Below are 13,312 nucleotides of genomic sequence, written 5' to 3' on the forward strand. Positions count from 1 at the left end.
CGGAACAAAGTGAAATACCCGCGAAGAAAGAGGTTTTACCCGCGGAACAAAGTGAAATACCCGCGAAATGAGAGGTTTTACCCGCGGAACAAGGTGAAATACCCGCGAAGAAAGAGGTTTTACCTGAAATAAAATTGTTAAATACGGATTATAAAAAAATTTCGTGATACGTTCACGGGATTTTTTTTCGTAATTTATGGATTTAAAATAAGTATGGATAAGGAACAACCTAGTAGGTAATAAATATCGTGTTGACTATGGAGTGAATTGGTCAAAGGGTGAAAATAAAACCTATAAACTTTGTTCTAACTTTTTTAATTTAGCTTACACTTACTATAGGACGAACTTTGTGTGGAGTAAGGGGGAAATAACATAGCGAAAAAAATGGGAGTTGTGGCACTACTAATATTTGGTGCCTACGTTCTGGGCATGTATTGGTATATATTTCATAGTGGTGGTGGCACAATACCGCGAGCGTTTCAAGGCTCCGTTGCGGACCCAGTTATGTTTATGTCTGAAAAAGAACTAAACTTAAGTCTGGAATATTCGAAAATACGAAATTTCTTATTTTTTGTAGTAACACCATTTGAATGGCTTGCTTATATTGTGATTTTGTTAATGGGTGTTTCTCGCTATTTTGAAAAAGTTTCGACGTCCCAAACGAAAAGGAAGCTGTTACAAAATGCTGCCTATTTATTTTTATTATCGTTTTTGCTGTATGTAGTCCTTTTCCCAATTGAATACTATCGTTACTATTTAAGTAAAAGCTATGGTATTAGCACTCAAGCTTTTCCGTCTTGGATGCGTGATGGTGTCATTGATTTTTGGGTTAACTTTGGCATGACTTTTATTATCGTATCCGTTCTTTATTGGCTTATGAAAAAGAGTGCCAAGAGATGGTGGCTATATGCGTGGATATTAACGATTCCCTTTACGATTTTTGTAATGTTTATTCAGCCTGTTGTGATTGATCCGTTATACAATGATTTTTATCCGCTAAAAAACAAGGAGCTAGAAACGAAGATATTAGCAATAGCAGAACAAGCTGATATTCCGGCAGAGCATGTGTATGAAGTGAATATGGCACAAAAGACCAATGCATTAAATGCTTATGTGACGGGAATTGGTAGTAATTCAAGAATTGTGCTGTGGGATACGACGTTAAATCGTTTAACAGATAATGAAATTTTATTTATCATGGCGCATGAGATGGGGCATTATGTTGAGAAACATATTTATTTTGGCATTGCGGGTTATTTATTAATGACCTTAGTCGGGCTTTGGTTAACAGCGAAAATTATGCGGTGGGTACTAGCCCGTTACGGACATGCATTAAAAATTACAAAAATAAGTGACATCCATTCTTTGCCACTATTTTTACTTATTACATCCTTTTTACTATTTGCTTCGAGTCCTTTATCGAATTTTATATCAAGATATCAGGAAACGCGAGCCGATCAATATGCCATATCAATGATGGACGATCGTCAGGCAGCTGTAACTGCATTCCAAAAGCTTACCATATCAGGATTGAGTGAAGTGAACCCACCGCTTCTTGTGAAATGGTTCCGCTATACGCATCCAACCATGCTTGACCGCATTATGAAAGTAGCGGAAACCGAAGAACCAATCAAAGAAAAGCCGATAAAAGAAGAACAGAAAAAAACGAGGTAATGATGGAAGTAAAATAATCCACAAGAGCCGAGGTTTTTCAGGAGAATAAATTGGGTATTCTAACGATAAGATGATTAAAATTTGTTCGTTTTAGAATGGTAGGGGATTTATGCGCAATATTGTTATTATAACGCTTGCATCCATTTTAATGGCATTTGCTTATAATTTTTTATTAATACCGCATGAGATTTTAAGTGGTGGATTAAGTGGGATTGCCATTATGCTTGGCATCGTTACGCCGTTGAACACAGGTGTGTTAAATCTTTTATTAAACTTGCCCTTGCTTATATTAGGTGTGATGAAGTTAGGGAAACGTTTTATTGCTTATACCATTCTTTCAGTTGCAGTGATGTCTATCGCCCTGTTAATTATTCCGATTTATAAGGCAACACAGGAACCGATTTTAGCTTCCTTATTTGGTGGGGTTATTGTGGGTCTTTGTGTAGGTTTGATTTTTCGTGCGTCTGGCTCCTCAGGTGGCTTTGATATTATTGCGATGCTGTTGAGTCGCAAAAGGGATTTTCCATTGGGGGTACTTATTTCAGCTATGAACGGGGTCGTAGTAGCGATTTCAGGTTTTGTTTTTAGTTGGGATGCCGCCTTGCTGACACTCGTTTCGATTTATGCCACTGGAAAAGTTGTTGATACCATCCATACGAGTAATATTAAACTGACGCTAATGATTATTACTAGCAACGGTGAAGATGTGAAACAACAACTGTTAACTAGGCTGCATCGCGGGATTACGATGATGGATGCGAAAGGTGGCTATTCAGGAGAAGGGCGAAAAGTGCTGATTACCGTCATTACACGTTATCAGCTGGCTGAAGTGAAAAGCCTAATAAAAGAAGTAGATGCAAAAGCGTTTGTGAATATTTTGCAAACAACTGAAGTGATTGGTATGTTTGACCGCGGTTCCAAATGATAAAAAGTTAAATCTTTGGAAAAAATGTATTTTAAAAACACACGTAATTGATTATACTATAATCGAACGTGTGTTTTTAAATTTTTGAGCTTGAAGAAAGGAGTAAACATGCAAAAAGATATCATCCATACTTATTGTTTAAAGCTTCGTGGCACAACGCATGATTACAAGGACGAATGGCAGGCTGATCGCTATCATATCGGTGGCAAAATGTTTGCCATGATGGGCGGAGATGCTACGAGAAAGCCGATTATTACGTTAAAATGTGCACCTAGTCGTGCAGAAGAATTAAGAGAAACCTATGAAGGGATTATTCCAGGTTACTACATGAACAAAACTCACTGGAATTCCATTTATTTAGATGCAAATATTCCGAACGAGTTACTTGAAAATTTAATTCAGCATTCCTATGAGCTCGTATTCGAAAAGCTAACAAAAAAAGCACAAAAGGAAATAGGTGTTTGAGTGCCAGTCACTCAAACAATTCTTATACAATTTTTAAGAATTATAGCCTTGTTCACCATAAGGTTGTAGCTTTTCAAGCCATTTTTGTTCAAGCTTTTCGAGTTCTTTTTTGGCATCAAAAAATCCCTCTTCTTTCTGCTTCAAATACTCCACTACTTCGAGCTGAAAGGCATCCGTACCAAATGTATTGTAATCTGCTTGTAACGCTTTATTTGTATACGTATTTGTCTTTAGCATAAACTGAAAGCCATTTAGGCGCTTTAAGTTGTTGAAGCTACCAACAAACACTTTGCCATTTTGTTTGTTCGTCATGGTAAAAACGCCCGCTTCAATTTTCATTTCTTTATAAAGTTCTTTTAATTCTTTTTTGTGGTCCATTCATAACCCTACTTTCTTATTTTTTTACCCAATATGCACTACCATCATCCTGACGATCCATAAATCCATATTGAATTAAATAGCGACGAATTTGTACATAATCCTCATACATTGGCTGGATGATTGCATTGAGTTCCTTTTCTGTATAGTGTGTTGACTCATCGAGAAGCTTTGTAATGGCACGGAGTACAACAATTTTATGCTTTTCTCGTTTTGGAAAGCGGACAAGCTCCTGCCCAATACCATTAGGGAAGTATTTAGCAAGTAGCTGTTGTTCTTCGGCCAAGGTGATGTTATAGCGATCATCCACCATCGTAGCTGTTTTGTGAATAGGGACAAAAGGTTCTTCCTTTTGACCTTGTTCTTTTAATAGTTCCATCATGGCAAGAAATGTTTTAGCCTGACGTTCTTTTTCTTTTAAGGCAAAACGATGGTGACGAATCGTTGTGGCACTGCCAATTGCAAGCTCTTCTTTAATGGCCTGATCGGTTTTACCTTCGTAAAATAAACGCAAAATATGGCTTTGATGGTCCGTTAAGCCTGTCATTTTTTTATTTAATCCATTTAAGTAGTGAAAAACAGATTGGTGTGCAGCCGAAATATGATGTTGCATAAATTTTTTTGCTTCATACAGGACATTTTCATGTGGATATATAATCCCTTTTTCAATTTTCTCTCCACAAAGAAGGCAAGTGTAGTGTGTATCTTCATCTGTGTAGCCTTGTTTAATGTCCTCGATAGAAGCCTGCCAAAATAATTGGTTTAGATCCATATGGAACCTCCTCTGAAAAACAAACTTATTTAAATTTTGTTTGCTTATTTATATTTAAAATAACAAAACGTTTGTTAAAAAGCAATAAAAATACACATCGCATTTATCGTCGATGTGTACCTTGAATTAACCTAGTGATTTTTCTTTTTGAAAATAATAATTGATAATAGAGCAAGGAGAACAATAGTTATTAAAATAATTATATAACTTGTAGTTAGGCTAACGGTATGGCCATTTAGCTCATAAATAATACCATAGTTCAGCTTATAGCTTTCCATATGCTCAGCAGGAACGCCGCCAAAAACGTTCGCAATCGAGCTTTCCATAAAGGCATTTCGCAATAGTAATGTAGTATGACTAATTGGAAAATACATGATTAGTTGTTGGGCAAAGCCAGGGAGGACGCCCACAGGGACATAAACGCCACATAAAAACCCGAGTACTGTACCAACGATTGTACTTAAAGTAGAAAAGGCATTTTGCGTGCTAACAAATAATACAAGAAACATATTAAATACGCTCGCAAGGAATACGGATAATAAAAGTATGCCAATCACTTTGATCAAGGCGCTAAAACTAAGTAGCTCTCCGCCAGTTGATACAATGAAAATCTCACAGCCTATTAGCGCTACGAGGGAGAACAGACAGCCGATGATAAAAGCGTTCAATACATAGCTTATTTGAATCGTTGCGCGCGAAATAGGGGCTGTGAGAAAATCTGCAGTTGCTTTTGACTCCATATCGCGCACCGCAATGGCAAATGCACCTAAGGTTGTCGTAACAGCCATCATGGATAATAGACCAGCAACAAGCCATTCATTGACCATTGTAATCAACTCAGGAGTAGCCTCTGTTACTTGCTCAATCGCATCCACCTGCATTTTTTGGAGAAAAATTGCGTAAAGAACAATCACAATAATGACGGAAAGCAGAGAGAAAAAGACTTGGGTTTTATCTCTTCTAAAAACTTTACTATTGCGCTTATTAAGCTAATCATTGCTTCCATTTGTACCATCTCCTTGTGCCATGATATGAATAAAGACATCATCCATCGTGCCCTTCATGACTTCAAAAGAGGCTAATAGGGGCTCGGCACTTTTTAAAAGTGTAAGTGCTGTCAGTGTAGAGCTAACTCGAACATAGAAAATGCCTAGCTTTTCTGTGTACGGTAAGGTATTTTCCTTAAGCCACTTCAGCCCTAATGAACGATCATGAAATACAAGTGCCATCTGGTCGTAGGCATATTTTGTTTTTAAAGCATCAGGGGTTCCTTCAGCGACAATACGACCTTGTTTTAAGACAATCACCTGATGCGCCACTGCAGCTTCTTCCATATAGTGTGTTGTTAAAAATACGGTCATATTTGTTTCTGCCTGAAGTTGTTTGATTGCTTGCCAAACAAATTGGCGTGTTTGGGGGTCGAGACCAGTTGTAGGCTCGTCTAAAAATAAAATTTGTGGTCGATGAATAAGTGCCCGAGCGATATCCGCGCGTCTTTTTTGTCCGCCTGATAATGTCCCGTATTTTTGCAGTTCAATATCATCTAAATGTAAATAGGTCGAGACGAATTGATAATTTTTTGTCAGCTGTGCTTTCGATAAGCCATATGTTTTGCCGCGGTGCAGGATATTTTCTCGAACAGTTAATCGTTCATCTAGGAGGCTTTGTTGAAAAACAACGCCGATAGATTTGCGTATTTTTGCATTATGTGATTTATCATCAAGTGTATAACCGTTAATCGTAACGGTACCACTAGACTTTTGTAGTAGTGTACATAAAATTTCGATGGTCGTCGATTTACCGGCGCCATTAGCACCTAAAAATGCAAAGAGGGAGCCCTGCTCCACCTTGAAAGAAATCCCTCTTACAGCTAAATGCTCGCCATAGTGCTTTTGTAAGTGGTCAACTTGAATGGCAAATGTCATATTCGTCTATTCCTTTCTTTTTTGGATTTCTTTATTGATTTCTTCAATATCGTTTTTTTGCAATACATATAAAATGCACCAAACGATGGAGTAAATGATAATTTCCACTACAAACACATACAGTATGCTCGAGTGCTCGAACCAACGCCCAAAATAACCAGCAATCATTACGCAACATGTCACAGCAATAAAATGTGCAATGAGTTGAATAGAAAATGTTAAACGTTCTATTTCAAAGATGAGGGATAGTGAACCTATTACAACACCAAGTATGGCGGCAATGATTATTTGTTCGAAAAGTTCTGCTCCTACTATTGTTGAATGATTCGACATAATACTTACTGATACTAAAATGTAGGATGAGCTTAGTGAAATCAGTAGTCCTATTATCATCATGCGTAATATTTTCATATTATAATTCCCTCCCTATACCTAATTGGCGTTTTAATTCTTTTAAATATTTTCGGCTAACATGAATGGATACATCATTTTCAAGCAGTAACTCTGTTGCGCCAATTTTACCCATCTGAATAGATGAAATTTTATTGATATTGACGAGCGTCGATTTGCTGACTCTTGCAAAGTCTTTTGCTAATTGGGCTTCTAGCTCATATAACTTGCGTTTGGACTCAAATTCTTGCTCCTCGGTCTGCAAAAAAACTTTTGCCCCTTCAGCATAAATCGAATAAATATCTGTGATTTTGAGTAGATGAATTTCTTGTTGTAAATAGCCATCAAGCATGGTTGTTTGGACTGCTTGTAATTGCTTCATCAATTTTTCAATTTGTTCGTTGTATTCTTTTGCATGTATATGAATCTCTGTTTCTTCTAGCGCACTATTAATGGTTAAATGAATTTTCATTGGAGGCCTCCTTTGGTAATCGTATTACCTGATCTCGGGTAAAAGAAAAAGGCAGTATGTACTGAATCAGCTTAATATTAATGTAGCATAGAAATTTTTAGCGAAGGCAAATTGTTTAATAAGTGGTAAAAATTAATGACTAACAGGTTTGTTTTATACAACAACGGCAACTACCATCAATTATTTCCATTGCATTTATTATTTTTTTGAACATTCAAAATTGTTTGAGTGACAGGCACGTAGAGTAGTAAATAGGGGATGTTCACGTCATAATAGAACTATTCATTCTTGAGGGGTTGCTAGCAATGTTTACATTTTATAAGCAGATGTTCCTAACACTATGTATAGGGTTGTTAGGAGCGCTTTTATTTCAACTTTTACATATTCCGATGCCGTGGTTGTTAGGGGCTATTGCCGCTGTACTTTGCGTGCAGTTATTTACAAACATACAGTTGCAATGGCATCGTTATTTCCGCAATATTGGATTAGTCGTGGCGGGCTACTCCATTGGATTTGCTTTTACTAAAGAAGCCATTCAGGATATTCAACAGTTTTTAGGCAGTATAATTGTGCTAAATATAATTTTTACTATTTTATTTTTTGCCATCAGTTTTTTAGTTGCAAGGCGTACGGATTTAGATTTTTCCACTGCGCTCACATGCTGTGTACCAGGAGGCATGACACAAATTATTGCATTTGCCGAGGAGCAAGGCAATATGAATATGGCTGTCATTACGTTTTATCAGGTATTGCGAGTCCTTTTAATCGTTGGCTTTGTGCCATTAATGGTGACAGGCACTGGTGAAAATCTTGTCACGGTAGATGGAGTCTTTTCTTGGCAGTTGCTAACTTTACTACTTATTTGCGGCTTAGCAGGGTGGCTTGCTCAAAAGGTGAAAATTCCAACAGGCTATATGTTAGGACCGGTATTTTTATTAATGGGGTTGAATATAGCAGAAGTTGCTGTGCCAAAGATGCCATTATCATTGCTGCATATAGCACAGCTAGTAATCGGTATTTATATTGGTCTTTTATTGAAAAAGGAAGACTTACATTTATCAAAGAAGCACATATTTTATGCTTTTGCGTCAGCAAGTCTTTTTATCGGTTCTGCTTATGTTTTATCTTTTGTGATGAAACATTTGTATAGCCTTGATTTCCGTACAGGATTTTTAAGTATTGTACCAGGAGGACTCGATCAAATGGGCATTATAGCGGCTTCTGTACATGCAAATGTAACTATTGTGACCGCTTTTCAGCTATTTAGGGTATTGATAGTATCTGTCTTACTTGTCCCATTGGTAAAGGTGTTTGTCAAAAAGGTGAAAGTTCATGACTAGAGAATAAAAAAGATTGCTCATGCGTTAACGATGAACAATCTTTTGGCCTCAATATTTAAACTGATGAATTAAGTTTTGGAGTGTTTCGGCATTTTTTGTAAGTGTTGTAGCTGCGTTATTTATGTCTTCCATAGAGTAAAGATTTGTCTCGGCAATCTGGGTCACGACTTTTGATTGTTCGCGTGCATCAACCGCAATTTCAGCCATGATTTGGGTAGAGGCATTGGCTTGTTCAATACGCGCATATAGCTCCTCTGCAATACCCGAAACTTCCTGAATTTTATGTGTGACTACCGCTACTTTTGTTGTAATGTTCTCAAATGCGCTATTTGTTGTACGAACTATTTCTACACTTGAAGCGGCTTCTTTTTCACTTTGTTGCATATAGTCGCTTGCTTCTTTTGCTAATTGTTGCATTGTATGAATAGTCTCGGTAATTTGAGCGGCAGATGTTTTAGATTGTTCGGCTAATTTACGAACTTCCTCTGCTACAACAGCAAAGCCTTTGCCATGCTCTCCAGCACGTGCAGCTTCGATAGATGCATTTAAAGCAAGTAAGTTTGTTTGATCGGCTATGGCATGAATAACCTCTACAATGTCTCCAATTGTATTGGCGTGTTTATCCAATGCTACGATTGAATTGACGCTTTGTAAGACGGCTTCTGTCATAGCATGCATTTGTGTTTGCATGGCATGTGCTGTTTTCTCGCCATGTTTCGCCGTGTCAAACGCATCTGAAGCATGCGATGAAACTTCCATATTTGTTTCCGTTACAAGCTGAATACCGCCTGCAATATCCTGCATGGCTTCTGCATTTTCATTGGCGCTTTGTTTTTGGGTGCTTGCACCGCTCGCTAATTCTTGCATATTGGCTGTTAGTTGTTCCGTTGTTCTTGTTGTAGAGCCTGCTGTTGCAGAAAGCTCAGCAGATGATGCCGAGACTTCATTGGCTGTTTCATCAACTTGTTGCATCATTTTTCGGAGTGTTGCAAGCATTGCATTAAAGGATTTAGCAAGATCTCCGATTTCATCTTTCGTTGTTACAACTAACTGTTGCGTTAAATCGCCTTCTCCAGCAGAAATGGTTTCCAACTGCCTATTTAAACGCTTTAAAGGCTTAACAATATTACGCACAAGCAATGTTCCTGCAATGACAGCGATAATTGCTGCAATGATGGCAACAACCGCCATTTTAAGAAGCATTTTTTGTTCGATAGCATTGATTTCAGAGGAGGGAACACCAGCGAAAATCATACCTATCGTTTCTCCATTCGCATTTTGAATTGGTCCATACTGTGTAAAATAAGGTTTGCCAACTACATCAGCTGCTCCTTTGTAAAGGTTTCCTTGTGTAAGCACTGCTTCTGTCACTTTAGGATCGGCTGTTGTGCCAATCGCACGTTGTCCATCAACCAGTATATTCGTGTTAACTCGTGTATCTTGAGCGAAAATAGTAATAGCTGCGTGGGATAATTCTCCTAATTTATCAATTAATGCAGTTTCCTCTGCTATTTTAGCGTCACCTTTGTAAAGCTCCCCATTTTGTAAATGCCATTCACCAGGTAATGTTTGATTCAAATTATAAACACTTAAATCATAGATTTGACTAAGACGTGCTTTATTTTCTGCTTCAATGGTCGTTTTCATTTCGCTTATATTGACAATACCAACAGCAATTAAAACAAATAAAATAACTGTTACAATCAACAAGCTCATTTTCATTTGCATCGTTAAATTTTTCATAGATTCCCTCCACGTTTTTGTCCACATAAATAGCCAGCAAGTGTTGCAAAGTAACTTGCTGTAATTGTATGTATTTCAGGAAAACATTGTATTTTTACTAGTATATAATTACTTACGCTATTTGTATATTTCAAAATTAAATATAATTAGTGACATTTAGATTATTTCATTGCTAAATAGTGGAATTTTATAAGGATGGTTGTTCCAGTTGTGGAAATTGAACATTCCCAAATTATATGGAATATGGTATGCTATACCTAACTAATTCGAACGGAGGTGAAAAGGAATGAATTTAAACGCTACGAGAACAGGTGTAAACATAGAAATTGATATAGCTATTTATTTTACACGTGTTCAAACTTTCGATTTTGCTAACAACGGGATAGGTCTGTCTATTTTTAAGCAAAATCAAATACTAAACGTAGCGAATTAACCATTCTTTTTCACATATATTGAAGAAAAAGACTGCTTGTTAATTGAGCAGTCTTTTTTGTTGTCTAGAAATGTTTTTTCGCGCGTTTCATGGAGGAAAAAACAATGAAAATAAAGGCTGAACAAATACAAAAAATCATCGGTGGCAATGTACTATTTGAAGGATTGCAACTGGAAGTCAATAAAGGGGAACATGTAGCGATTGTGGGTGTCAATGGTAGTGGAAAAACCACTTTACTGCAATTGTTAGCAGGGCTCGATATACCTGATGCTGGACGTATTATTAAAAGTAAAGGAGCAACTATCGGCTATTTACACCAAATTCCAAGCTATCCTTTGCTTACTGTGAAAGAAGTACTGGAGGAAGCATTTACTGAAATCTACAAACTGAAGGCAAAAATGACCACACTGGAACAGGCAATGCAAGTAAATGTTACGGACAAAGTTTTACAACACTATGGTCAAGTTCAGGAACAATTTATGCTACAGGGGGGCTATGAAGTCGATGCGCAATTAGCTGCTATTGCAAATGGACTTAACATTACACCTTTACTTCCTTTACCCTTTGCAAGCATAAGTGGTGGCGAAAAAACGAAGGTAATGCTAGGTCAAATGCTGTTAAGTAACCCATCTATTTTACTTTTAGATGAACCAACCAATCATTTAGATATGCAGGCAATTGAGTGGCTTGAACAGTATGTACAACACTTTACTGGCATTGTCATTGCTGTTTCGCATGATCGTCAATTTATGAATCAAGTAGCGCAAAAAATCATTGAAATTGAGGATGGAGAGGCGTTTACCTATGCAGGAAATTATGACGATTTTACTGCACAGAAAGAAGCGAAAGTGGAACAGCAATTTGCCGAATATGAGGAACAGCAAAAGAAAATTAAGAAGATGCAAGAAGCGATTAAACGTTTAAGACAGTGGGCAAATGAAGCGAACCCACCGAATGCCGCATTGTTTCGCCGTGCTAAAAGTATGGAAAAGGCACTGAATCGTATAGAACGAGTTAAAAAACCTGGCACAAAAAAGAAAATGAATCTCGCGTTAACGATGGCCGAACGTAGTGGCAAAGAAGTGATACAAATGACAGCGATAAGTCATGCGTTTGATAAGCCATTATTTAAGGATAGTCATCTATCGGTCTATTTTGGAGAACGTCTCGCGATTGTAGGCAATAATGGAAGTGGAAAATCAACCTTGCTAAAAATGATGTTAGGGGAGATTGTACCGAATCAAGGAGAGTGTAAAGTAGGTAGTAGTGTAAAAATAGGATATTTATCGCAGCAATTTGACCATGAAAATCCTGCCATTCGTTTAATTGATGCCTTTCGGGAATGTGTATCCGTATCAGAAGCAGAGGCGCGTCATTTGTTAGCGCAGTTTCTGTTTTATGGATACGATGTCTTTAAGAAAGTGAAGGACTTAAGTGGTGGGGAAAAGATGCGTCTGCGTCTGGCGCAATTAATGCATGAAGATATTAATTTACTCATTTTAGATGAACCGACTAACCATTTAGATATAGAAGCAAGAGAGGTATTAGAAGACACCCTTGAATCCTTTGCGGGTACCATCATTGGTGTATCCCATGACCGCTACTTCTTACAAAAAATCTTTACAAAAATTGCATGGATTGAGCAAGAAACGATTTATGTATATGAAGGGGATTATGAATGGGCAAGAACAAAGCATGTCCTCGTTGAGCAAGTGCCTGAGGTAAAAGTGGACAGCAGCACAAAGACAAATGAACATAGTGATAAAGAAATCCCAATTGAAGAACAAATTGAAAAGGTAGAATTTAAATTAAAAGAACCAACACTTGCTAAAGAGCAACGTCAAAAATTGGAGCAACAGCTAGAAGCTCTATATGTTAAATGGTTGGAAGGAGGAACAACGCATGCATAAGCTCCAAGACATTATGCAGTTAGACATTGACTATATCAATGAGTTTAGTGAGATGGAACGGTGTCCGGAAGGAGTATTTTTTTACAATAAGGAAATGCCTACGTACTATGACGCCAACCATGCACATATATGGAAGAAGGTAGAGCAAGCAGAGACATTTTTAACTAATGTAAAACAATTCTATCTATCAAAAGGGTTAATTCCGAGAATGTATTTATATAATGTTGAGGAAAATCATCATTGTGTGGAGGCATTATCATCACATGGTTTTCAATACGAGTCTTTTACGGATGACATCCAGTGTTGGAATGGCGAATTTGTTATATTACCGCATAATCCAGCGATTCGCATTGAACGTGTGACAGATGCAAATGTACAAGAAGCATTAGAAGTAGAAATGACTATCTCTACATTTGGTGAGCCTGCTTTAATAAAAAGGGCGTTCGATAACATGTACCGTTCACAGCATTTTACGTACTATTTATTAAAAATAGATGGTGTTGCTTGCTGTACGGCCAATTTGTTTCTATCTGGTCGTCAAGGTCGAATTGAAAGTGTCGCAACATTAGAAAGCTATCGTGGAAGAGGATGGATTGGTTATGTATTGCAACATATTCAAAAAGAAGCTGTTAAAAATAACTTAGAACATCTTTGGCTATTGCCTATTAATGAGCAAGTCGCTAAAGTATATGAAAAGGCAAATTTTTATTCTTTTGGTAAAATAAAATCAATACATGCATTTACAGAAGGGAAAACAATTCAAGAAATAAGGTCTGCAAAATAAACATGTATCCGTAAATTTTTGAAGGTAAATTACTTGAAAAAAAGTGGTATTCGATTTATTGTCTTTAGAGATACTTGTTAAATGGACTTGGAGGATATGGA

At 37.2% G+C, this 13,312-nt stretch carries 14 protein-coding genes; 7 read left to right on the top strand and 7 right to left on the bottom strand.

The annotated features are described in order from the left end of the window. The first annotated feature begins 372 nt into the window (after nt 1-372). The 3 genes from C9J37_RS14500 to C9J37_RS14510 all read left to right on the top strand — a co-directional run bounded on the left by C9J37_RS14500 (nt 373) and on the right by C9J37_RS14510 (nt 3,064). Entirely contained in the window at nt 373-1,674 is a 1,302-nt protein-coding gene (locus tag C9J37_RS14500; RefSeq protein ID WP_107895919.1) for a M48 family metallopeptidase, read from the top strand. Between the two features lie 109 nt (nt 1,675-1,783). Next, the gene (locus C9J37_RS14505; RefSeq protein WP_069511846.1) at nt 1,784-2,599 is read left to right on the top strand and encodes a YitT family protein; all 816 of its coding nucleotides are present in this window, start codon (nt 1,784-1,786) and stop codon (nt 2,597-2,599) included. Nucleotides 2,600-2,707: 108 nt separating this feature from the next. Continuing rightward, entirely contained in the window at nt 2,708-3,064 is a 357-nt protein-coding gene (locus tag C9J37_RS14510; RefSeq protein ID WP_107895920.1) for an MmcQ/YjbR family DNA-binding protein, read from the top strand. 33 nt (nt 3,065-3,097) lie between these two features. Here C9J37_RS14510 and C9J37_RS14515 read toward each other — a convergent pair whose 3' ends face one another. From C9J37_RS14515 to C9J37_RS14540, 6 genes are all read right to left on the bottom strand, one after another. Next, complete coding sequence (locus tag C9J37_RS14515) at nt 3,098-3,442, bottom strand: GIY-YIG nuclease family protein (protein ID WP_107895921.1); 345 nt, start codon at nt 3,440-3,442, stop codon at nt 3,098-3,100. A 16-nt stretch (nt 3,443-3,458) separates the two neighbouring features. Continuing rightward, a complete protein-coding gene (locus C9J37_RS14520; protein ID WP_107895922.1) occupies nt 3,459-4,214 on the bottom strand; it encodes a DUF2087 domain-containing protein in 756 nt (251 codons plus the stop codon). Between the two features lie 131 nt (nt 4,215-4,345). Continuing rightward, complete coding sequence (locus C9J37_RS14525; RefSeq protein ID WP_235617126.1) at nt 4,346-5,146, bottom strand: ABC transporter permease; 801 nt, start codon at nt 5,144-5,146, stop codon at nt 4,346-4,348. Nucleotides 5,147-5,203: 57 nt separating this feature from the next. Beyond that, the gene (locus C9J37_RS14530; protein WP_107895923.1) at nt 5,204-6,139 is read right to left on the bottom strand and encodes an ABC transporter ATP-binding protein; all 936 of its coding nucleotides are present in this window, start codon (nt 6,137-6,139) and stop codon (nt 5,204-5,206) included. Nucleotides 6,140-6,145: 6 nt separating this feature from the next. Next, a complete protein-coding gene (locus C9J37_RS14535; protein WP_107895924.1) occupies nt 6,146-6,550 on the bottom strand; it encodes a DUF3021 domain-containing protein in 405 nt (134 codons plus the stop codon). 1 nt (nt 6,551) lies between these two features. Further along, on the bottom strand, nt 6,552-7,001 hold the full coding sequence (locus C9J37_RS14540) for a LytTR family DNA-binding domain-containing protein (RefSeq protein ID WP_107895925.1): 450 nt from the start codon (nt 6,999-7,001) through the stop codon (nt 6,552-6,554). A gap of 305 nt (nt 7,002-7,306) precedes the next feature. On the opposite strand from C9J37_RS14540, the gene C9J37_RS14545 reads away from it, so the two are divergent. Continuing rightward, nucleotides 7,307-8,341, top strand: a complete 1,035-nt coding sequence (locus tag C9J37_RS14545; RefSeq protein ID WP_107895926.1) for an AbrB family protein — start codon at nt 7,307-7,309, stop codon at nt 8,339-8,341. 48 nt (nt 8,342-8,389) lie between these two features. On the opposite strand, the gene C9J37_RS14550 is transcribed toward C9J37_RS14545, so the two are convergent. After that, nucleotides 8,390-10,084 (bottom strand): methyl-accepting chemotaxis protein, encoded by a 1,695-nt coding sequence (locus tag C9J37_RS14550; RefSeq protein WP_167397321.1) that lies wholly within the window; start codon nt 10,082-10,084, stop codon nt 8,390-8,392. Nucleotides 10,085-10,370: 286 nt separating this feature from the next. Here C9J37_RS14550 and C9J37_RS28290 point away from each other — a divergent pair, with 286 nt between their 5' ends. The 3 genes from C9J37_RS28290 (at nt 10,371) to C9J37_RS14560 (ending at nt 13,211) form a co-directional block, all read left to right on the top strand. Further along, complete coding sequence (locus C9J37_RS28290) at nt 10,371-10,517, top strand: RAxF-45 family protein (protein WP_167397322.1); 147 nt, start codon at nt 10,371-10,373, stop codon at nt 10,515-10,517. A 104-nt stretch (nt 10,518-10,621) separates the two neighbouring features. Then, entirely contained in the window at nt 10,622-12,427 is a 1,806-nt protein-coding gene (abc-f, locus tag C9J37_RS14555) for a ribosomal protection-like ABC-F family protein (RefSeq protein WP_107895928.1), read from the top strand. Beyond that, a complete protein-coding gene (locus C9J37_RS14560; protein WP_107895929.1) occupies nt 12,420-13,211 on the top strand; it encodes a GNAT family N-acetyltransferase in 792 nt (263 codons plus the stop codon). The genes abc-f and C9J37_RS14560 overlap by 8 nt, the downstream gene beginning before the upstream one ends. Nucleotides 13,212-13,312 lie beyond the last annotated feature (101 nt).

Source organism: Lysinibacillus mangiferihumi, from assembly GCF_003049665.1.
Lineage (GTDB): Bacteria > Bacillota > Bacilli > Bacillales_A > Planococcaceae > Lysinibacillus > Lysinibacillus mangiferihumi.